The sequence below is a fragment of the Rhodococcus sp. NPDC058505 genome, assembly GCF_042720095.1.
Taxonomy (GTDB): Bacteria; Actinomycetota; Actinomycetes; order Mycobacteriales; family Mycobacteriaceae; genus Rhodococcus_G.
On the sequence record NZ_JBHXNB010000020.1, the window covers coordinates 36,572 to 57,306 of the forward strand.

At 71.4% G+C, this 20,735-nt stretch carries 18 protein-coding genes and 1 pseudogene; 8 read left to right on the forward strand and 11 right to left on the reverse strand.

Annotated elements, in window-relative coordinates:
- The 3 genes and pseudogenes from ACFWPA_RS15250 to ACFWPA_RS15260 form a co-directional block, all read right to left on the reverse strand.
- Positions 1 to 204, reverse strand: a pseudogene (locus ACFWPA_RS15250) (hypothetical protein); the annotation flags it as partial.
- A 64-nt stretch (positions 205 to 268) separates the two neighbouring features.
- Positions 269 to 1,459 (reverse strand): sensor histidine kinase, encoded by a 1,191-nt coding sequence (locus ACFWPA_RS15255; protein ID WP_378570757.1) that lies wholly within the window; start codon positions 1,457 to 1,459, stop codon positions 269 to 271.
- Entirely contained in the window at positions 1,459 to 1,881 is a 423-nt protein-coding gene (locus ACFWPA_RS15260) for an MmcQ/YjbR family DNA-binding protein (RefSeq protein WP_378570759.1), read from the reverse strand. Before ACFWPA_RS15260 ends, ACFWPA_RS15255 begins: the two co-directional genes overlap by 1 nt.
- 142 nt (positions 1,882 to 2,023) lie before the next feature.
- Between ACFWPA_RS15260 and ACFWPA_RS15265 the strand changes: the two genes are divergently transcribed.
- Positions 2,024 to 4,447 carry an ATP-dependent Clp protease ATP-binding subunit gene (locus ACFWPA_RS15265; RefSeq protein ID WP_378570761.1) on the forward strand — a complete coding sequence of 808 codons (2,424 nt, stop codon included), beginning with the start codon at positions 2,024 to 2,026 and terminating at the stop codon, positions 4,445 to 4,447.
- A gap of 98 nt (positions 4,448 to 4,545) precedes the next feature.
- Here the strand turns inward: ACFWPA_RS15265 and ACFWPA_RS15270 are convergent, their stop codons facing one another.
- The 5 genes from ACFWPA_RS15270 to ACFWPA_RS15290 all read right to left on the reverse strand — a co-directional run bounded on the left by ACFWPA_RS15270 (position 4,546) and on the right by ACFWPA_RS15290 (position 9,765).
- Positions 4,546 to 4,938 (reverse strand): thiol-disulfide oxidoreductase DCC family protein, encoded by a 393-nt coding sequence (locus ACFWPA_RS15270; protein ID WP_378505527.1) that lies wholly within the window; start codon positions 4,936 to 4,938, stop codon positions 4,546 to 4,548.
- Between the two features lie 29 nt (positions 4,939 to 4,967).
- Entirely contained in the window at positions 4,968 to 5,180 is a 213-nt protein-coding gene (locus tag ACFWPA_RS15275) for an antitoxin (RefSeq protein WP_378505526.1), read from the reverse strand.
- Between the two features lie 139 nt (positions 5,181 to 5,319).
- On the reverse strand, positions 5,320 to 7,797 hold the full coding sequence (locus ACFWPA_RS15280; RefSeq protein ID WP_378570763.1) for an HAD-IC family P-type ATPase: 2,478 nt from the start codon (positions 7,795 to 7,797) through the stop codon (positions 5,320 to 5,322).
- Between the two features lie 119 nt (positions 7,798 to 7,916).
- A complete protein-coding gene (locus ACFWPA_RS15285) occupies positions 7,917 to 9,017 on the reverse strand; it encodes an MBL fold metallo-hydrolase (RefSeq protein WP_378506025.1) in 1,101 nt (366 codons plus the stop codon).
- Positions 9,018 to 9,033: 16 nt separating this feature from the next.
- A complete protein-coding gene (locus ACFWPA_RS15290; RefSeq protein ID WP_378505524.1) occupies positions 9,034 to 9,765 on the reverse strand; it encodes an enoyl-CoA hydratase in 732 nt (243 codons plus the stop codon).
- A gap of 39 nt (positions 9,766 to 9,804) precedes the next feature.
- Here ACFWPA_RS15290 and ACFWPA_RS15295 point away from each other — a divergent pair, with 39 nt between their 5' ends.
- Positions 9,805 to 10,890, forward strand: a complete 1,086-nt coding sequence (locus ACFWPA_RS15295; protein ID WP_378570802.1) for an NAD(P)-binding domain-containing protein — start codon at positions 9,805 to 9,807, stop codon at positions 10,888 to 10,890.
- Positions 10,891 to 11,001: 111 nt separating this feature from the next.
- Here the strand turns inward: ACFWPA_RS15295 and ACFWPA_RS15300 are convergent, their stop codons facing one another.
- The 3 genes from ACFWPA_RS15300 to ACFWPA_RS15310 all read right to left on the reverse strand — a co-directional run bounded on the left by ACFWPA_RS15300 (position 11,002) and on the right by ACFWPA_RS15310 (position 14,170).
- Positions 11,002 to 11,955, reverse strand: a complete 954-nt coding sequence (locus ACFWPA_RS15300; protein ID WP_378570765.1) for a helix-turn-helix domain-containing protein — start codon at positions 11,953 to 11,955, stop codon at positions 11,002 to 11,004.
- 95 nt (positions 11,956 to 12,050) lie between these two features.
- Entirely contained in the window at positions 12,051 to 12,977 is a 927-nt protein-coding gene (locus ACFWPA_RS15305) for a hypothetical protein (RefSeq protein WP_378570767.1), read from the reverse strand.
- A gap of 341 nt (positions 12,978 to 13,318) precedes the next feature.
- Entirely contained in the window at positions 13,319 to 14,170 is an 852-nt protein-coding gene (locus tag ACFWPA_RS15310; RefSeq protein ID WP_378570769.1) for an aldo/keto reductase, read from the reverse strand.
- 65 nt (positions 14,171 to 14,235) lie between these two features.
- Here ACFWPA_RS15310 and ACFWPA_RS15315 point away from each other — a divergent pair, with 65 nt between their 5' ends.
- The 6 genes from ACFWPA_RS15315 (at position 14,236) to ACFWPA_RS15340 (ending at position 20,718) form a co-directional block, all read left to right on the forward strand.
- Positions 14,236 to 15,876, forward strand: a complete 1,641-nt coding sequence (locus ACFWPA_RS15315) for an ABC-F family ATP-binding cassette domain-containing protein (RefSeq protein WP_378570771.1) — start codon at positions 14,236 to 14,238, stop codon at positions 15,874 to 15,876.
- A gap of 340 nt (positions 15,877 to 16,216) precedes the next feature.
- Positions 16,217 to 16,507, forward strand: coding sequence for a helix-turn-helix transcriptional regulator (locus ACFWPA_RS15320; RefSeq protein ID WP_378570773.1), 291 nt, complete (start codon positions 16,217 to 16,219; stop codon positions 16,505 to 16,507).
- Positions 16,497 to 17,084 carry a hypothetical protein gene (locus tag ACFWPA_RS15325; protein ID WP_378570775.1) on the forward strand — a complete coding sequence of 196 codons (588 nt, stop codon included), beginning with the start codon at positions 16,497 to 16,499 and terminating at the stop codon, positions 17,082 to 17,084. Before ACFWPA_RS15320 ends, ACFWPA_RS15325 begins: the two co-directional genes overlap by 11 nt.
- Positions 17,081 to 17,980, forward strand: a complete 900-nt coding sequence (locus ACFWPA_RS15330) for an ABC transporter ATP-binding protein (RefSeq protein WP_378570777.1) — start codon at positions 17,081 to 17,083, stop codon at positions 17,978 to 17,980. The genes ACFWPA_RS15325 and ACFWPA_RS15330 overlap by 4 nt, the downstream gene beginning before the upstream one ends.
- The gene (locus tag ACFWPA_RS15335) at positions 17,977 to 19,197 is read left to right on the forward strand and encodes an ABC transporter permease (protein ID WP_378570779.1); all 1,221 of its coding nucleotides are present in this window, start codon (positions 17,977 to 17,979) and stop codon (positions 19,195 to 19,197) included. The genes ACFWPA_RS15330 and ACFWPA_RS15335 overlap by 4 nt, the downstream gene beginning before the upstream one ends.
- A gap of 24 nt (positions 19,198 to 19,221) precedes the next feature.
- Complete coding sequence (locus tag ACFWPA_RS15340; protein ID WP_378570781.1) at positions 19,222 to 20,718, forward strand: carboxyl transferase domain-containing protein; 1,497 nt, start codon at positions 19,222 to 19,224, stop codon at positions 20,716 to 20,718.
- Positions 20,719 to 20,735 lie beyond the last annotated feature (17 nt).

The following is a 20,735-nucleotide window of genomic DNA, read 5'->3' on the forward strand; positions in this document are numbered from 1 at the left end:
TGCGCCGGGAGTCCACTCGGCGGCCATGCGGAGCCGGTCCTTGATCACCCGGAGGGCGGTCGTCGCGTCCCCGGCGGTGAGGATCTCCCCGACGTCGCCCTGGGCGCGCAGCAGGTAGGCCAGTTCGTCGAGCGCCGGACGCTCGTCGTCCACGGCCAGCACGGTCAGCGGGGTGTCGGGGGCCCCTTCGGGTGTCTGTGTCACAACAGGTCAATGGTGCCACGTCGGTCTCCGGCCGGGTGCGTCACGCCCGACCCGGTGCGCGCGATCAGACGTGGACGCCGGGACGGAACTTCGGTACCCGCATGCTCACCCGGGTCCCCGCCCCCGGCGCGGTCTCCACGACCAGGCCGTAGTCGTTGCCGAACGCCGCCCGCAACCGGTCGTCGACGTTCGCGAGCCCGACGTGTGCGGACTCCTTCGCGGCGGGCCCCCCGGTCCCGGACGCGACGGCGTCGAGCGAGCCGGAGCGGAGCAGTTCCGGGTCCATGCCGACGCCGTCGTCCTCGACGCTGATCACGCAGTCGGTGCCCTCGTCGGCGGCGACGATGGTGACGGTGCCGCGGGACTGCCCGGCGAGGCCGTGCCGCACCGCGTTCTCCACCAGCGGTTGCAGCGCGAGGAACGGGAGCACCACCCCGAGCACCTCGGGTGCCACCTGCAGCCGCACCTCGAGGGCGCTGCCGAATCGGGCGCGTTCGAGGGTGAGGTAGCGGTCGATGTTGCGGAGTTCGTCGGACAGCACCGTGTACTCGCCTGCGGAGCGGAAGGAGTAGCGGGTGAAGTCGGCGAACTCGAGGATCAGCTCGCGCGCCCGGTCCGGGTCGGTCCGCACGAACGACGCAACCGTGTTGAGTGCGTTGTAGATGAAGTGCGGGCTGATCTGCGCGCGCAACGCGCGGACCTCGGCGCGGTCGAGTCGGGCGCGGGAGGCGTCGAGTTCGGCGAGTTCGATCTGGCTGCACGCGTACCGGGCGACCTCGCTGATCGCGCCGAGCATCCCCGGGCCCGGCTCGGCGGCGGTGAGCACCCCCATCACCCCGACCACCCCGACGTCCTCGACGACGAGGGGCTGCACGATCAGCGCCCGGACCCCCGGGTGGGGGTGCGCGATCAGTTCCCGCCGCCCGGTCTCGGCCGCGGCCCGGGCCGCGGCGGCGAAGCGGCCGGTGAGGTGCTCGTTCGGTCCGTTCCAGGCGAGGGGTGCGCCGTCCTGGTCGGCGAGGGCGAGGGACTCCGCGGAGGTGAGGGTGCGCAGGTGCGGCGCGGCCTCGGCGGCGGAGGTGGCGTCGAGGCCGCGGCGCAGCGGGCGGGCCGCGAGCGACGCGGTATGCAGCGTCGCGTGCACGGCGCGTTCCTCCGGGGTGGTCAGGGTCCGGCGGGTGCGGCGACGCAGCAGCAGCACCGCGAGGACGACGACGACCGCGGCCACCAGCAGCGCGAGGGCGGCGGCGGACATCAGCGCGCTCCCCCCGGCCCCGTGCCCTCGGACCGGTCGGACGCGTCGAGTCGGGCGAGCAGCGTTGCCGGCGCCACCGTCCGGTAGGCGTCCTCGACGATGTCCTCGATGTCCCGCCAGTCGGCCTGCGTGGGAACACCGTTCGGCCCGACATCCAGGTACACGCCGATCCAGCCGCGGCCGCCGACATACGGCGGGACGAAGAAGCGGGCGCTGTCCCGGGCCACCCAGTCCCGCTGCGCCCCCGCCGGGGCCGCGGCCCAGAACGCGATCCGGTCGTCGTGGTGCCGGTCCGCGTAGCTGACGAACTGCGGGGCCCGGCGGACAAACCAGGATGGCTCGCCGTGGCTGAGCCGCTCGGTGGCCTCGGGCAGGGCGAGGCACAGGTCGCGGAGCCGGTCGAGCGGGCGCGGCGCGGTCATGCGGCCACGCTACGGCAGGCGGCGGGTGCCGGGGCGGCGCGACTGTCGCGCGGATCACAGGCCGATCACCCGAACCGGGAATTGATCACAGCCGCGACACGTTAGTTGAGTCAGAATCACTCAACTTTCAGGAGGGTCGTCAATGCCCGCATTCTTCGGTCCCGAGGGTCCCGGCCGCATCGACATCGGCCGCCTCATGAGCCGGTCCACCCAGGAGCTCGTGTCCGCGGCCGCCCGCTACGCCGCAGGCCGCGGCGACGCCGAACTCGATGCGCTGCACGTGCTGCGGGCGATGGCGGACCGTGACCCCGTGCGCGCCCTGATCCGGCGCGCCGGGGCGGATCCGTCCGCACTGGCCGACGCGGCCGAGGCGCGGCTGCCGCAGGGCCGCACCCCGGTCGGGTTCGCCGTCGCGGCCCCCACCCTGAGCCCCGCCCTCAAGGCGGCACTGCTCGAGGCGCATCAGCTCGCGCGCACCCTCGGCTCCACCTACATCGACCCGGAGCACCTGTTCCTCGCGTTCGCCGGCGACCTCGGGCACGCCGCCGGCCGGGTGCTGGCCGAGCAGGGCATCACCCCCGAGACGTCCCGCCGGGCGGGCCAGCCGGGCGTGGACGCGTCGGCGAGCGACACCCCGACGCTCGACCAGTACGGCGTCGACCTCACCGACCGCGCCCGCGCCGGTGAAATCGACCCGGTCATCGGCCGGGCACTGGAGATCGAGCAGACCGTCGAGATCCTGTCCCGCCGCACCAAGAACAACCCGGTCCTGATCGGCGAGGCCGGTGTCGGCAAGACCGCGATCGTGGAGGGTCTGGCGCAGCGCATCGTGGACGGCGACGTCCCGGACCGCCTGCACGGCAAGCGGATCGTCCAGATCGAGATGTCATCGCTGGTCTCCGGCACCCGCTACCGCGGCGACTTCGAGGAGCGGCTGACCACGCTGGTCGACGAGATCACCGCCCACCGGGATGACCTGATCGTGTTCATCGACGAGATCCACACCATCGCGGGCGCCGGCGCGGGAGCGGACGGCGCGATGGACGCGGGCAACATCCTCAAGCCGAAGCTGGCCCGCGGCGACCTGCACGTGGTCGGCGCCACCACGCTCGACGAGTACCGCAAGCACATCGAGAAGGACCCCGCCCTCGAACGCCGCTTCCAGCCGGTGATCGTCGACGAGCCCAGCGTCGAGGACGCGATCACGATCCTGACCGGGCTGCAGGAGCGGTTCGCGGAGCATCACGGCGTCCGCTACGCCGAGGACGCGATCATCGCCGCGGTGGAACTCTCGCATCGCTACATCGGCGACCGGTTCCTGCCGGACAAGGCGATCGACCTGATCGACCAGGCCGGCGCGCGGCTGTCGCTGCGCTCCCCCAAGGTGGACGCCGAGGAACTGAAATCCCAACTCGCGCAACTGGAGGTGAGCAAGGAGCAGGCCGTCGCCGCCGAGCAGTACGAGACGGCATCGCAGCTGCGCGACCGGATCACGCAGCTGCAGAACCGGATCGCCGGCGTCGACACCACCGCGTCCCCCGACACCCCCGAGGTGACGGCGGAACTGATCGCGGAGGTCGTCGCCCGGGCGACCGGCATCCCCGCCAGCCGGATGACGCAGGAAGAGAAGGACCGACTGCGGGGGCTCGAGGACGAACTGCACCGCCGGGTTGTCGGCCAGGACGACGCGGTCCGCGCGGTCGCGCGGGCGGTGCGCCGCTCCCGGGCCGGGATGGGCGACCCGAACCGCCCGGTCGGCAGCTTCCTGTTCCTCGGCCCGACCGGTGTCGGCAAGACCGAACTGGCGAAGGCCCTCGCCGCGTCCCTGTTCGGGGACGAGGACAAGATGATCCGCTTCGACATGAGCGAATTCGGTGAGCGGCATACCGTCTCGCGGCTGCTCGGCGCCCCTCCCGGGTACGTCGGCTACGACGAGGCGGGTCAGCTCACCGAGCAGGTGCGGCGCAACCCGTACTCGGTGATCCTGCTCGACGAGGTGGAGAAGGCGCACCCGGACCTGTTCAACACCCTGCTGCAGGTGCTCGACGACGGCAGGCTCACCGACGGTCACGGCCGCACGGTGGACTTCACCAACACCGTGGTGATCATGACCAGCAACCTCGGGTCCGACCTGATCTCCAGCAAGGGCGGGGCGCTCGGCTTCCTCACCGGCGATCCGGCCGCGGCCGAAAAGCCGCTGCGGGACCGGGTGCTGGCACGGCTGCGGGAGTCGATGCGTCCGGAGTTCCTCAACCGGATCGACGAGATCGTCGTGTTCCGCAGGCTGGCCGCCGACCAGCTGCACCGGATCACCGATCTGATGCTGGACGACAGCCGGAAGCGGTTGGCGGACAGGGGCATCGGTATCACGTTCAGTGACGCCGCCGTCGACTGGATCGCCGAGCACGGGCACCAGCCCGAGTTCGGGGCCCGGCCGCTGCGCCGGTCCATCCAGCGGGTGGTCGACGACCGGGTCGCCGACCTGCTCATCGACGACCTGATCGGCGAGGGCGCCCGGGTCGCCGTCGACGTCACCGACGGGGAGCTGGAACTGCGCGTGGCGTAACGGATACCGCGCCAGCGGTGGAGGCCGGCATTCCGCCGGCCGCCACCGCTGGCGACCGTGGGGTCGGGTGCCCGTCGTGCGGGGGCGCGCAGCCCGGACTACTCGATGGCGCAGCTGCCGCCGCTGCCGGGCAGCCGGTGCCGGTTCCGCGCGACCAGGCGGTACAGCCGGTCCTGCACCTGCCTGATCCCCGGAATCCGGTACACCCGCAGGGGAATTCGGGTACCGAGCACCCCGGAGAGGGCGGCATTGATCGCACCGGCGCCGTGGTGCCGGTCCCCACGCCAGTCCACCGCCCAGGCCTGCTCAAGCGCCTGATCGACGCTCACCCCGAAGCGCTCGACGGCGCCCGGTGCGTGCAGGGGCGTTGCGGTGACCCGGCCGCGGCGATCGAGCCGGTGCAGCCACCCCACACTCCACACGCAGAAGCCGCAGTCCTTGTCGAACAGCAGATCCACGCGGCGTTCGGCGCGCGGTGTTCGGTCGGGCATGACGCTCCTGCGGCGGGTGTCGTCGGGTGCTACTTGGCGTCACCCGCGGGCGGCGCATCCTTCGGGATGACCTTCTTCGCGGCGTCCTGCGCCTTGTCGACGTGCTCGGCGTACTTGCCGCCGGTCTTCTGGTCGATGAAGTCGCCCGCCTTGTCGATGGCGCCCTCGACCTTGTCCGCGTTCTCGGCCGCGTACTGCTGGCCCTTCCCGAACAGGCCCTTCAACGTGTCGACCAAGCTCATTGTCGCTCCTCACTCCGATGCCGGTTCAGGGCACCACTGAAAAGATCGGTCCGGGTCCCGCATCGCGGTTCCGGTTTGTACCTTTCCCAGTCTCACAGCTTTCCCCGGCACCCGCCACAGTGCAGCCGGGTGCGGCGTGTCAGCGCGCCGCCTTCTCGCCGGGCTGTTCGGGCAGCGAGAACAGCCTGCGGTGTTCGCCATGCAGGCGTCCGGACACCCACCACCCGACCTCGACGAGCACGATCCCCACGCCGCCGCACACGAACGCGGTCGTCGTCGCCGCCACGTTCGACGGGTCGAGCTTGAAGAACTCCCGCGCGAACGGGAGCGCGAACAGCACCACGTAGCCGAGCGCGGACCCGACGATCAGCATGACCTTCCACCACACGTACGGGCGGGCGACGATCGCCAGCACCCACAGCGCGATCGTGATCAGCGTGATCAGCGCGGTGGTGCCCGCCTGCACCTGCTGCGTCTCGGTCTGGTCGGGGCCCGCGTAGACGAGCGCGTAGGCGACGAAGGTGCAGATCCCGACCACCAGACCGGACGGGATCGCGAACCGCATCACCCGCGGCACGAAGCCGGTGCGGGCCCGCTCGTTGTTCGGCGCGAGGGACAGGATGAACGCGGGGATACCGATCGTGAACCAGGCCGCGATCGTCACGTGCCGCGGCAGGAACGGGTACGGCATCGGCTCGAAGTCGAACAGTTCCGATGCCACCCCGGACAGGCCGACGAGCAGGGCAAGCAGCACCGAGTACACCGTCTTGGTGAGGAACAGGTTCGACACCCGCTCGATGTTGCCGATCACCCGGCGACCCTCACCGACCACGTACGGGAGCGTCGCGAAACTGTTGTCCAGCAGCACGATCTGCGCGACCGCTCGGGTGGCGGGGCTGCCGGATCCCATCGAGACACCGATGTCCGCGTCCTTGAGCGCGAGCACGTCGTTGACCCCGTCGCCGGTCATCGCAACCGTGTGCCCGCGCGACTGAAGGGCGCCGACCATCTCCCGCTTCTGATCGGGCCGGACCCGCCCGAAGGTGGTCGCGGTGTCAAGGACCTCGGCGAGCGACTCCCGATCCGAGGGCAGCTCGCGGGCATCGACCGCGCGGTCCCCTCCGGGCAGCCCCAGCGACTGCGCGACCGCCCCGACGGACACGGCGTTGTCGCCGGAAATGACCTTGACCTCGACCTTCTGCTCCGCGAAGTACGCGAGGGTGTCGGCGGCGTCGGGTCGCACCCGCTGCTCGAGGACCACCAGGGCGCGCGGCGTGACGACCCCGGGCGCGTCGGGGGCGTCGACGGCGCGGTCACTCTCGCCGAGCAGCAGCACCCGCAGCCCGCCCGCCCCGATCTCCTCCGCGGTCCGTGCCGCCGACGACTCCGGGTCGAGCAACACGTCGGGGGCGCCGAGCACCCAGTTGCCGTTGGGGCCGTACGAGTTTCCGCTCCACTTCTTCGCCGACGAGAACGGCGCCACCGCGGTCGTGGTCCACCCGGGGTCGTGGTCGTATGCCTCCGCGATCGCCAGCACGCTCGCGTTCGGCCGCGGATCGTCGGCGGCCTGCGCGGCAAGCGCGTCCCGCAGCCGGGCCTCGGTACCGCCGGGATCGTCCGCCGTCAGCAGCCGCAGCTCGGACAGCCGCATGCCGTTCTCGGTGAGGGTGCCGGTCTTGTCCGCGCACACCACGTCGACGCGCGCGAGTCCCTCGATCGCGGGCAGTTCCTGCACCAGGCACTGCCTGCGGCCAAGCCGGATGACGCCGACCGCGAACGCCAGCGACGTCATCAGCACCAGCCCCTCCGGCACCATCGGGACCAGGGCGGCGACCATGCCGTTCAGCGCGCCCCCGAGGTCCTGCTCGCTGACGAACAGCTGGTTGTAGACGATCAGCACCCCCGCCGGAATCATCATGTAGGTGATGACCTTGAGGATCTTGTCGACGCCGCTGCGCAGCTCCGAGTGGACCAGGGTGAACTTGCTGGCCTCCGCCGCGAGTTTGGCCGCGTACGCGTCGCGGCCGACCTTGGTGGCACGGTAGGCGCCGCTGCCGGAGGCCACGAAGCTGCCGGACAGCACCTGGTCGCCGGGCCTCTTGTGCACCGGATCCGCCTCACCGGTGAGCAGCGACTCGTCGACATCGAGTGCCTCGCCCTCGACGACCACCCCGTCGACCACCACCTGGTCGCCGGACCCGAGCTCGATCACGTCGTCGAGCACCACCTCGCTCGGGGACACCGCCGCGGTGGCACCGTCCCGCCGCACCACCGGCCGGGACTGGCTGACGATCGCCAGCTTGTCCAGGGTCCGCTTCGCGCGCACCTCCTGGATGATGCCGATCGCGCTGTTCGCGACGATCAGCAGCCCGAACATGCCGTCGATCACCGAGCCGGTCGACAGCACGATCACCAGGAGCACACCGAGGATCGCGTTGATGCGGGTGAACACGTTGGCCCGGACGATGTCCCTGACCGAGCGGCTGGCCCGGCTCGGGACGTCGTTGGTCCTGCCGTCCGCGCGGCGCTGCGCGACCTGATCGGAGGTCAGCCCCGTCCGGACATCCATCTCGCCCGGCGAGAGGGTGTCGACGCCGCGGGTCTCGTCGTTGGCCATCCCGTCAGATTACTCACCGCGACGGTGAAATCCGCTGCCGACCAGGGCACGTCGCGGCCCACGGGACAACCCGGCGACGTGACGGCTCCCGATGGACCGCGAATCACCTCCGCAGGCCCCTACGCGAGCCGCAACCACCAGTGCCGCTGAGTCCCCGGGCGGAGCACATCGATCCGCTGCCCGGGCATCGGCACCCGGACCGTGACGCCCGCCGGGTCGGCGGCGGCCAGCAGCCGGGTGATCGGCTCCGCCCACGGATGGAACGCCAGGTTGAAGGTCGCCCAGTGCACCGGAACCAGCACCCCCGCCGCGGCCGATCCCCGCCCGAGGTCGGTGTGCATGCGCACCGCCTCCTCCGGGTTCATGTGCACGTCCGGCCAGTGCTCGTCGTACGCTCCGACCGGGAGCAGGGTCAGGTCGAACGGGCCGTGCCGCCGCCCGATCTCGGCGAACCGCGGCGTGTACCCGGTGTCGCCGCCGAAGAACACCGCGTGGTTCGGTCCCCGCACCACCCACGACGACCACAGCGTGGTGTTGCGGCGCAGGCCGCGCCCGGAGAAGTGCCGCGCCTCCGTGCAGGTGAGCACCAGGTCCCCGATCGTGGCCTGCTCGTCCCAGTCCAGTTCGACAATCCGCTCCTCCGGCACCCGCCAGTGCCGCAGGTGCGCGCCGATTCCCTTGGGCACCACGAACGGTGCGCTCTGGGTGCGCAGCAGCGACAGGACGGTCGCCTTGTCGAGGTGGTCGTAGTGGTCGTGCGAGACGAGCACCGCGTCGACCGGCGGCAGCGCGGCGACATCGACCGGGGCCGGGTGCAGCCGGGCGGGGCCGACCAGCGGGGACGGCGACACCCGATGGCTCCACACCGGATCCGTCAGCACCCGGTACCCGTCGATCTCGACGACGGCGCTCGAATGCCCGAACCAGGTGACCGCCAGCTCCGCGGCCTCGGCCGGGGCGAGCGGCGTCGCGAGCGGGATCGGCTGGCGCGGACGCCCGAGCCGACGCCGGGTCAGCACCGAGGACCACAGGCTGGACTCGTCGCCACGGGCCAGCGGAACGCTCGGATCGGTGTTGTGAAACCTGTTGTCCCGGTACCGCGCCGACCCGACCGCCCGCGGCGCGATCGCGGCCGCCGACGCGCCGATCTGGCCCGGGATACCCCACGCCGCACGCGCCAGCGCCGCCGCACCGACCGCCGCGAGCGTCGCGACGACCATTCCCCGCGCCCGCACGTCAGCGTCCCCGGAAGGTCGGGGTGCGCTTCTCCTGCCGAGCCCGGGACGCCTCGAGCATGTCCTCGCTCGACCAGGCCGCGTGCAGGGCCTCGAGCTGTTCCGGTGTCGGATCGTCCTGCGTGCCGTCGTCGTTGAGGACGAGCTTGAGGTGCCGCAGCGACAGGGGCGCCAGCGCGGCGATCCGCTTGGCCCACTCCTGCGCGTCGGCGAGGTCGCCGATCTTGTTGGCCAACCCGAATCCGAGTGCCTGCTCGGCGTCGATCTGTTCGGCGCCGAGCAGCACCGTGCGCGCGGGCCCGCCACCGACCAGCGAGACGAGCCGCCGGACCGTCCAGGAGTCCACCGAGATGCCCAGCTTCACCGCGGGCACCGCGAAGAACGATCCGGGCGCGACCACCCGCAGGTCGGAGGCCAGTGCCAGCTGGGTGCCCGCGCCGACCGCGGGACCGTTGACCGCGGCGATCACCGGGATCGGCACGGAGTCGATGGTGTGCAGCATCTCGAGCAGCGTGTCGGTGAACCCGTCGGCATAGACGTCGCCGGACAGGTCCGCGCCCGCGCAGAAGGCGCTCCCCCTGCCGGTCAGGACGAGCACCCGGGCGCCCTGCCCGACGGCCTCGTCGACGGCGTCCCGAAGGAGCACACACAACTCGGTGTTGAGGGCGTTGCGCCGCTCGTCCCGCTGCAACTCGATGGTCACCACGTCGCCGTCCCGGCTGGTCCCGATCATGATGGTGACCGTACCGTCATGACCTGGGAGGTTGCCAGCATGTTGGAGTCCGTGGATGTCGTGGTGATCGGCGCGGGCCAGTCCGGGCTGTCCGCGGGTTATTACCTGCGCAGGCTTGGCGCGCCCGCGGGCATCCGGTTCGCGATCGTCGACCACGCGCCGGGGCCGGGCGGCGCGTGGCAGTTCCGCTGGCCGTCGCTGACGCTGAGCACCGTCAACCGGGTCCACGACCTGCCCGGCATGCCGTTCACCGACGTCCTCGACGCGGCGCCCCCGGAGCAGGTCGAGGCCGCCGAGGCGGTCCCGCGCTACTACGCCGAGTACGAGCGCCGGTTCGCCCTGCCCGTGCATCGCCCGGTGCACACCCGGGTGGTGTGCGACCACGGCGACCGGACCGGGCCGCTGACCGTCGAGACCGACGGCGGTGCGGTGACCGCGCGCGGCATCATCAACGCCACCGGCACCTGGGAACGACCGTTCGTGCCGCGGTATCCGGGCACCGAGACGTTCCGCGGCCGAATGCTGCACACCCGTGACTACCGGACCGCGGACGAGTTCACCGGCAGCCACGTGCTCGTCGTCGGGGGCGGGATCTCCGCGGTGCAACTGCTGGACGAGATCTCCCGTGTCACCACAACGACCTGGGTGACCCGCAGGCCACCGCGGTTCCGGGACACCCCGTTCACCGGCGGCGAGGGGCGGGCCGCCGTCGCGGTCGTCGAGGACCGGGTGCGGCGCGGGCTGCCACCCGGATCGGTGGTGTCGGTGACGGGTCTGCCGCTGACCCCGGCCCTGCGTGCGGCCCGCGACCGTGGCGCACTGGACCGGCTGCCGATGTTCAGCGAGATCACCCCCGACGGGGTGCGGTGGGCCGACGGAACCGAGGAGAAGGTCGATGTCATCCTGTGGTGCACCGGGTTTCGCAGTTCACTCGACCACCTGGCACCGCTGCGGCTGCGCGGCCCCGGCGGCGGGATCACGATGACCGGGCGGCTGGCCACCCAGGTCGCCGCCGACCCCCGGGTGCACCTGCTCGGCTACGGGCCGTCCGCGTCCACGATCGGCGCGAACCGCGGCGGCAGGGCCGCGGCGCGGGAACTGATCGCGCACCTGACCGGAACCTGACGACCGCCCGCGCCCCGGCACCCCCCGTGTGCACACGGGTGTCCGCGCACCCACACCCCCGCTACCCGCCGAAAACCCCCGCGCACGCCGCACCACCCGTGTGCACAGGGGTCATCCGGTGCCGGTCGCGCGCCGGCGCAGCTCCCTCGGCGACGTGCCGGTGACCGCACGGACCGCGCGCCCGAACTGACTCAGCCCAGCGAAGCCGCTACGGCGGGCGATCTGCCCGATTGACAGTCCCGACAGCGACGGGTCGGCGAGCAGGTCGACGCCGCAGCGGACGCGGCGCCGCCGGATCAGCCCGTACACCGACTGCTCCTCCGACTCCATCACCTTGTGCAGGTAGCGACTGCTGACGTTGACGGTGGCCGCCACCTGCTCGACGCTGAACGCCGGGTCGGTGAAGTTCTGCTCGATGACCTCGTGCACGCGCGAACGCAGACCCGACGCCCCGTCCTCGGGTTGCCCGCGGAACGGGTGCGCCTCCCGCAGCACCGCGACGGCGAGGTCCACGACCGCGTGCTCGATCAGCGCCACCTCGCCCGGGTGCATGCGGCGTGCGGTCAGCGGGCCCAGCATCCCGGCGAGGACGGCGCCGGTCACCGAACCCGGCAGCGCGGCGCCACCGAACCGACGCGGGTCGACGGACCGGGACAGCACCAGCGGTCGCGGCAGGTAGGCGAAGACGAGGTCACTCCCCTCGGCGATGTCGATGGCGAGCGGCCGCCCGAAGTCGACGCACAGCGCATCGCCCTCATTCACCCGATGAACTGACTGATTCTGTTCCAGCACAATGGAACCCGCCAGAATGCAGGCGACGGCGACGTAGCCCGACATGGGGTCGTGGAGCTGCCCCGATCCCCGCACCCCGGCGACGGCGGTCGAGCGCATCCGGTTCACCCGGACGGATCCCAGATCGACGGAAATCATCGTCGCCGCGAACGTCGACGGGTCGTCGGCGCTGAAGCGGCACATCCCGGACAGGGTGTCGAGGCCGTCCCGCCCGGCCATGCTGATGCCGCCGGCGAAGCGTTCGGTCAACGCTCCGACGTTCTCCCCGTGCACCCGTCCGTTCCCCTGCCCCAGAATGTTTGCCCGACCATAGCCTGTGCGAGCGGAACACCCGGGCGACACGCCACGACCGGGCCGGGTCGGGCGCGTCAGATCAGGGAGACCCCGACGAACCAGCCGACGGTCGCGAGGACGATCAGCAGCACACCGCCCGCCAGGTACGGCCCCCAGGTCGCCAGGGGGGTCCGCGCGTCCCCGGTTCCGGGCTCGGCCTCCGATTCCGCGCCGGGGTGGTCCGCGGTCGCCTCCGGCGCGGCCGGCACCGCGGGGGCGGCGGCGATCACCTCGTCCAGCACCTGCACCACCCGGTCCGCGCCCAGGTCGCCCGACCCGACGGCATCGACGATCAGGCCGGACAGCGCCGGGGACACGTCGGGGCGCACCGCGCTCGGGGAGAGCGGTCTTCCGGTGCCCGTGTGGTGCATGCCGGTGAGCAGTTCGGACAGGACGTTGCCGAGTCCGCGCACGTCGTCGCGCGGCGTTGCCTGCGCGGGGACCCCGGGGAACGCCAGGTAGGCGACGCCGTCGGCGTCCACCCGGATCCGGCTCGGATGGTCGATCCCGATGCACACCCCCGCGCGGTTGGCGTCGCGCACCACCCCGGCGAGCAGGGCCACCGATTCGGCCGCGTCCGCGGGCCGGCCGACCCTGACCAGGCCAAGCGCGTGGCTCTGCTTCCACTGGGACACCACAACGGCGCAGCCGTCGGCCTCGAACATGTCGAGGACGGCGGGCACCGCCTCGGTGCGACCCGGCCGCGGCTGCGCACCGTCACCGGTACGGCACAACCAGCCGGTGCGATCGAGGAACCCGGCAGCGGACGATTCCCGCGCCTCGACGACGGTGAGGGCGACGTCCCTGGCGAGGACGGTGTCATGGGCTCGCCAGAACGCGACGCCGGTGCTCCCGCCGCACCGTTCGAGCAGTCGATAGCGGTCACCCGCGAACTGAGCTCCCGGCACCAGCGCCCAGACCGGCGGCCGGGTTGGCGTGCGGGTGCTCGATCGGGCGGGCACCCGTGGTTGCATCGGGGCCTGCACACCGGGCGGGGCGACGGGCGTGGTCGTGCCGGGCCGAGCCGCGGACCGGCGAGGCCGCGTCGGCGTCGCCGCCGCCCCCTCCTGCCGCGCCACTGCCGTCGAGCCGGTTTCCGTCCGCATCCCCACCATCCCCTACGTTTGCCGAAGTCGACCGGCACCGTGGTGTCGGTGCGCCGGTCGACTCATGTCACGACTCGGATTGTCGCCGCACCGGGACCGGCCCGCATCGCCGATGGCTCCGAGTTAGCCGACTGTGCGGAATCTGTGGAATCTCCGTGCACGGAATGCCGAATCGTGATCAGAAATACCTGTTCAGGCTATCCCATGTCGAAGGTGGCGGGATCGCCGCCGAGGCGGTTGCCCGCGTCCAACCCCGCGATCACCGCGAGGTCATCCGCGTCCAGCTCGAAGTCGAACAACTCGATGTTCTGCCGAATGCGGTAGGGGGTCACCGACTTCGGGATGACGACGGTGCCGAGTTGCAGATGCCAGCGCAACACGACCTGCGCCGTCGACCGCTGGTGCTTCTCCGCGATCCGGGCGAGCACGGGGTCATCGAGCAGGCCCTTGCCCTGCCCGAGCGGCGACCACGCCTCGGTCACGATGCCGAGCTCGGCGTGCACCGCCCGCAGCTCCGCCTGCGCGAAGTCGGGATGGACCTCCACCTGGTTGACCACCGGTACCACGCCGGTGTCGTCGATGATCGTGCGCAGCTGTGCTGGCTGAAAGTTGGAGACACCGATGGACCGGGCCCTGCCGTCCGACTTCAGCTCGGTGAACGCCCGCCAGATGGCGCGGTAGTCGTCCCGCATCGGACGCGGCCAGTGGATCAGGTAGAGGTCGACATGGTCGAGGCCGAGCCGGTCGAGGGACGCCTCGAACTCGAAGAACACGCCGTCCCGGGTCCACGGCTGCGCGGCGTTGTTCCACAACTTGGTGGTCACGAACAACTCGTCGCGCGGGATCCCGGACGAGGCGATCGCACGGCCGGTGCCGACCTCGTTGCCGTAGATCGCCGCGGTGTCGATGCTCCGGTAGCCGATGCTCAGCGCGCTGGTCACCGCCGTGTAGGTGTCGTCGTCGGGGACCTGCCAGACCCCGAACCCGACCTGGGGAACGACGTTGCCGTCGGAGAGGGTCACGTTCGGTACCGGATGCACAGAGGTCATGCTGGGCGAACGTCCCGGGCCTGCCGGTTTGTTCCCGTCGGGGCGGCGGTTGAGACAATCCCCCCATGAGCGCCACCCTGCACGCCGACGACGTCTCCGCCGCCCGCGGCGACCGCACCCTGTTCACCGGGCTCGATCTCGTGGTCGCACCCGGGGACGTGATCGGCCTGGTCGGCGCGAACGGTGCGGGCAAGTCCACCCTGCTGTCCATCCTCTCCGGCGACACCACCGCCGACGTCGAGGGCACCGTCTCCCTCAGCCCGCCGGACGCGACCGTCGGCCACCTCGTGCAGGAACCCGAGCGGATCCCCGGCGAGACCGTCGAGGCGTACCTCGGTCGCCGCACCGGCGTCACCGACGCCGAGACGGAGATGAACGCCGCCGCCGAAACGCTGACCGAGCCGGGCGGCGACGACCGGTACGCGCACGCGCTGGAACATTGGCTCGGGCTCGGTGGCGCCGACCTGCACGAGCGGTCCGGACAAATCCTCGACGACCTCGGCCTCACCGCGGGACTGGACGCCGAGATGACCGCCCTGTCCGGCGGGCAGGCCGCCCGCGCCGGGCTGGCGGCGCTGCTGCTGTCGCGGTACGACGTCCTGCTGCTCGACGAGCCGACCAACGATCTGGACCTGGACGGCCTGGAGCGCCTGGAGCGGTTCGTTGCCGAGACCCGCACCGGCGTGGTGGTGGTCAGTCACGATCGAGAGTTCCTGGCGCGCACCGTCACCGGCATCGTCGAGCTCGACCTCGCCCAGCAACAGATCGCGGTGTACGACGGCGGCTACGAGTCGTACCTTGCCGAGCGGGCCGTCGCCCGCAGGCACGCGCGGGAGCGCTACGAGGAGTACGCGGACACCAAGGCCGGGCTCGAGTCGCGCGCCCAGATGCAACGCAACTGGCTTGAGCACGGCGTCCGCAACACCCGACGGAAGGCGAAGGGCGCCGACTCCGACAAGATGGGACGCAAGGCGCGCGCCGAGTCCACCGAGAAGCAGGCCGCGAAGGCCCGGCAGACGCAACGCCGCATCGAGCGGCTCGAGGTGGTCGAGGAGCCCCGCAAGGAGTGGGAGCTGCGGATGGAGATCGCGGACGCGCCGCGCAGCGGTGCGGTCGTCGCGACGCTGACCGGCGCGGTGGTTCACCGTGAAACGTTCCAACTCGGCCCGATTCATGCCCAGATCGAGTGGGGTGACCGCATTCTCGTCACCGGACCGAACGGCTCCGGCAAGTCGACACTGCTCGGCGTGCTGCTCGGCAGGCTCGCGCCGGACGAGGGCACCGCGACGTTGGGTTCCGGTGTCGCGGTCGGCGAGGTGGACCAGGCGCGCGGACTGTTCGAGGGCGGCGAGCCGCTGGTGGCCGCGTTCGGTGCGCAGGTGCCCGACTGGCCCGATGCCGACGTGCGGACCCTGCTCGCGAAGTTCGGCCTCCGCGGACAGCACGTGCTGCGTCCCGCGGACTCGCTGTCGCCCGGCGAGCGCACCAGGGCAGCCCTCGCCCTGCTGCAGGCCCGCGGGGTGAACCTGCTCGTGCTCGACGAGCCGACCAACCACCTCGACCTGCCCGCGATCGAGCAGCTCGAGCAGGCGATGGACTCGTACACCGGGACGCTGCTGCTCGTCACCCACGACCGGCGGATGTTGGACACGATGCGCAGCACCCGTCGGTGGCGGATGGACGGCGGACGGCTGACCGAGGAATAGGCGGCCCGCGCCCCGCTCCCCCCGCCGCCAAACCCCTGTGCACACGGGTACTGGAGCGTGCACACGGGTAATGCGCGCCGAACCCCCGTGTGCACGCGGCACTCGGGGTGTGCACACACGCGTTGCGGCGTGCACACGGGTACTGGAGCGTGCACACGGGTACTGGAGCGTGCACACAGGTTGTGGAGCCAGCACACGGGTAATGCGCGCCGAACCCCCGTGTGCACGCGGCACTCGGGGTGTGCACACAGGCGTTGCGGCGTGGACACGGGCACTGCGCGCCACGCCGAAAATGCGGAAAAACTTGACAGGCTGTTGTGTTTTCCCAACACTGCAGTGCATGAGTCCGGTGCGTCGCGGGGAAGCCCGACCGATCTTCAACCGCATTGCGGTGCTGCGCGCCGAGCGCTCACTCAGCCGCGCCCAGCTCGCGACGCTGATCGAGGTCAACCCCCAGACCGTGGGAGCCCTCGAACGCGGGGACCACTACCCGAGCCTCGACCTGGCACTGCGCATCTGCGAGGTGTTCGCGCTGCCGATCGAGGCGGTGTTCTCCCGGACCGAATTCACCCCGCTGTCGGCCGAGTACTACCGGCGCGACACGACGGAAGGAGAAGGCCGTGGCGCCTGAGGCGACCCTGATCGAGCGGGATCAGGCGTACCGGACGAGACGCTTCCTCGCGAACTCGGAGAAGTGGCAGACGATGCTGCCGAACTGGCGGACCCGGCACCGACGACGACTCCTCGTGCTCGCCCTCTGCGCCGCCTTCGCGATCATGTACCTGGTGGGCGTCCTGTGCCACTTCTTCACCATGGCCCCGCTGCTCTGGCTCCCGGCCTGCCTGCTGTTCTTCCCGATCTGGATCTCGATCGCGATCGTCGCCGGCCAACTCGGTGACGCGCCTGCCGGTGCGCTCGACGAGTGGGAGGCGCAGCAGCGCAACGCTGCCCGGTCCATCGGACTGAGTGTCACCCAGTGGTTCATGGCGATTCCGCTCACCTACCTGATCGTGGGAAGCGTGATCACCGGCGGCGACCACACCACGATGGCCTACACCGGGGGCCTGCTCACCCTCACCAGCCTGCTGATCGGGGGCTGCTCACCGACCATGATCCTCGCCTGGACGCGGCCCGACCCGGACTCCGACAGCGAACTCGACCGCACACCCGATGACCGCACACCACACGACCGCCAGGAGACACCGTGAGCGGAAACACCCTTGCCATCGAACACGTCTCGAAACGCTACGGGGACGTGACCGCCCTCGACGACCTGAGCTTCGAGGTCAATCCCGGTGAGATCTTCGGGTTCGTCGGCTCCAACGGGGCAGGCAAGACCACCACGATGCGGATCATCCTCGGGGTGCTGACCGCGGACGGGGGAAGCGTCAGCCTCGGTGGCCGCCCGGTGGACCTCGACGTGCGGCGCACCATCGGCTACATGCCCGAGGAGCGGGGACTGTATCCGAAGATGAAGGTCGGCGAGCAGCTGACCTATCTCGCCGAGCTGCACGGCCTGTCCCGGAGCGGGGCCCGTGCCGCGGTCGCCCGCTGGACCGAACGCCTCGGCATCGACCATCGGCTCGGCGACACCGTCGACTCCCTCAGCCTCGGCAACCAGCAGCGCGTGCAGCTGGCCGCCGCCCTGGTCCACGACCCGGCGGTGCTGGTGCTCGACGAGCCCTTCTCCGGGCTCGACCCAGTCGCCGTCGACGTGATGAGCGAAACTCTGGTCGAGAAGGCGAACACCGGTGTCCCGGTTATCTTCTCGAGCCATCAGCTGGACCTGGTGCAGCGTCTCTGCCACCGGGTCGGCATCATCGCCTCCGGCCGGATGCGCGCCCTCGGCACGGTGGACGAGCTGCGCGGCGGGGCAGGCACCCAGCTGCTCGTGCACGCCCCGGCGGCACCCGACGGGTGGAGCGACCACCTGGCCGGGGTCCGCACGCTCGACCGCACCGACGGGCGCACGGTGCTGGCACTCGATCCCGGGGTCGACGACCAGGGCGTGCTTGCCGCCGCGCTGAACACCGGCCCGGTGCACGAATTCTCCCGGCATCGACCGTCCCTGACCGAACTGTTCCGAGAGGTGGTCGCCGGATGAGCGCCCCGACGCAGGCTCCCCAACACCCGTCGCTGGGCAATGCGCGGGCCGTCACCCTGGTCGCCCGGCGTGAATTTCACACCCAGGTGCGTAAGAAGAGCTTCCTGATCAGCAACCTGGTCATCCTGCTCGCCATCGTCGGCGGCATCGTCGGTGTGTCGATCTTCTCCGGAGACGACGAACCCGACCGGGCCACAATCGGTCTCGTCGGAGCGCCGGCACTCGGCGCCCTGCTCGAGGCCACCGGCGATCAGTCCGGGACCGCGGTCGAGGTCACCTCGATCCCCGATGAGCGGACCGCGCGGGACCGGGTCATGGCAGGCGACCTGGACGTCGCGCTGATCGCGGCCGCCGACGGATCCGCCGTCGCGGTCACCGAATCCGAGCTCGACACCGGACTGCGGACCGTCCTCGACGTCGCCGTCGCCGGGCAGGCGCAGCAACGCGCCCTCGAGGAGCAGGGTGTCGACCTGGCGCGGCTCGGCGACGCCACCGCCGCCGCGGTCGTCACCGTCGACCCGATCGATCCCCCCGACCCGGAGAAGGGGCAGCGCGTCGTGCTGTCCGTCACCGCCATCGCCCTGCTGTACATGCAGATCCTCGGTTTCGGCATGTACGTCGCGATGGGGGTCGTCGAGGAGAAGTCCAGCCGCGTCGTCGAACTGTTGCTCTCGACGCTGCGTCCGCTGCAGCTGTTGTGGGGCAAGATCATCGGGATCGGGGCCGTCGGCCTGGTGCAGCTGACCGCGTACGGCATCGCCGGTGTCACGGCGGGACTGGCGACCGGACTGATCACCGTCACCGGTACCGCGCTGGCCGTGTTCGCGTCCACGCTCGGCTGGTTCGTTCTCGGGTTCGCGTTCTTCGCGGTGCTCTACGCGGCGGCCGGGTCGATGGTCTCCCGGCAGGAGGACGTCAACTCGACGGCGATGCCGCTGATGCTGCTGATCATGGCGATGTTCTTCGCCGCGTTCTCCGCGGTCGGCAACCCCGACGGCACACTGAGCACCGTGCTGAGCTGGATCCCGCCGTTCTCCGCGATCCTGATGCCGCTGCGGATCGCGGCGGGGGTCGCGAGCCCCGGCCAGGTGATCGGAACCATCGTCATCATGCTGGCCGCGACCGGCGCCGCATCGTTCATCGCCGCGAAGATCTATCAGCGCTCGATCCTGCGGGTCGGCAAGACGGTCTCCTGGCGGGAAGCGTTCGGACGGTAGACCCCGGCGAAGTAGGCTCCGGACATGCCCGCGCGACTGTCCGCACCCGACGTGCTCGACCTGGTGCTCGACGCCGACAGCTACCGATCCTGGGATACCGCACCGGTCGAGGTGGCCGCCGACGCGGGCTACCGCGCCGACCTGGCCGCCGCCCGGGCGAAGACGGGACTCGACGAGTCGGTGCTCACCGGTGAGGGCACGGTCCGCGGACGCCGGGTCGCGGTGATCGCGTGCGAGTTCGGGTTCCTCGCCGGGTCGATCGGTGTCGCCGCAGCCGAACGCATCGTCACCGCGGTCGAACGCGCCACGGCCGAGGGGTTGCCGCTGCTAGCCTCCCCGACCTCGGGCGGAACCCGGATGCAGGAGGGCACGCTCGCGTTCGTGCAGATGGTGAAGATTGCCGCCGCGATCACGGTGCACAAGACCGCGGGACTGCCGTACCTGGTGTATCTGCGCAACCCGACCACCGGCGGGGTATTCGCGTCGTGGGGGTCGCTCGGGCACGTCACCGTCGCCGAACCGGGCGCCCTGGTCGGGTTCCTCGGCCCCCGCGTCTACCGAGCCCTGTACGGGGAGGAGTTCCCGGCGGGGGTGCAGACCGCGGAGAACCTGTACGCGAACGGCGTCATCGACGGTGTGGTCGCGCCAAAATGGTTGCGGCACCTCGTGCATCGCGCGCTGCGGGTGATGACCGGGGAGACGGACCCCTTCGTCGACGAGCAGCCAGCCCGCGCCGAGCTCCCCGACGTTCCCGCCTGGCAGTCGGTGATGCTGTCGCGGCGGGCGGACCGACCCGGCATCCGGCAGCTGCTCCGGTACGCGGCGACCGAACAGGTGCCGCTGTCCGGGACCGGCCAAGGCGAGACCGACACCACGGTGCTGGTGTCCCTGGCCAGATTCCGGGGGCAGCCGTGCGTGCTGTTCGGGCAGGACCGCAGCGGCCAGTCCCCCGAGACCACGATGGGCCCCGGCGCGCTGCGCGAGGCGCGTCGGGCGATGAAACTGGCCGGGGAGCTGGGCATCCCGCTGGTGTCGGTGATCGACACCCTCGGTGCGTCCCTGTCCAGGGAGGCGGAGGAACGGGGGCTGGCACCCGAGATCGCGCGCTGCCTCGCCGATCTCGTCACCCTGGACACCCCGACGGTGTCGGTGCTGCTCGGCCAGGGCACCGGGGGTGGCGCGCTCGCCCTGCTGCCCGCCGATCGGGTGCTCGCCGCACAGCACGGCTGGCTCGCGCCGCTCCCCCCGGAGGGGGCGAGCGCGATCGTGCACCGCGACACCGGTCACGCCCCGAGAATGGCCGAGGCGCAAGGCATCCGGTCCCGGGACCTGCTCCGGGACGGCGTGATCGACGCGGTGATCCCGGAACTCCCGGACGCAGCGGACGAGCCGATCGGATTCTCGAAGCGGGTCGGGGAGGCGATCGCCCGCGAACTCGCCACCCTCACCGCGCTTCCCGCGGAGCACCGCTACGCGACGCGCATCGCCCGCTACCGCACCCTCGGCCTGCCGCCCGCCTGACAGCGGCGGATCCCCCC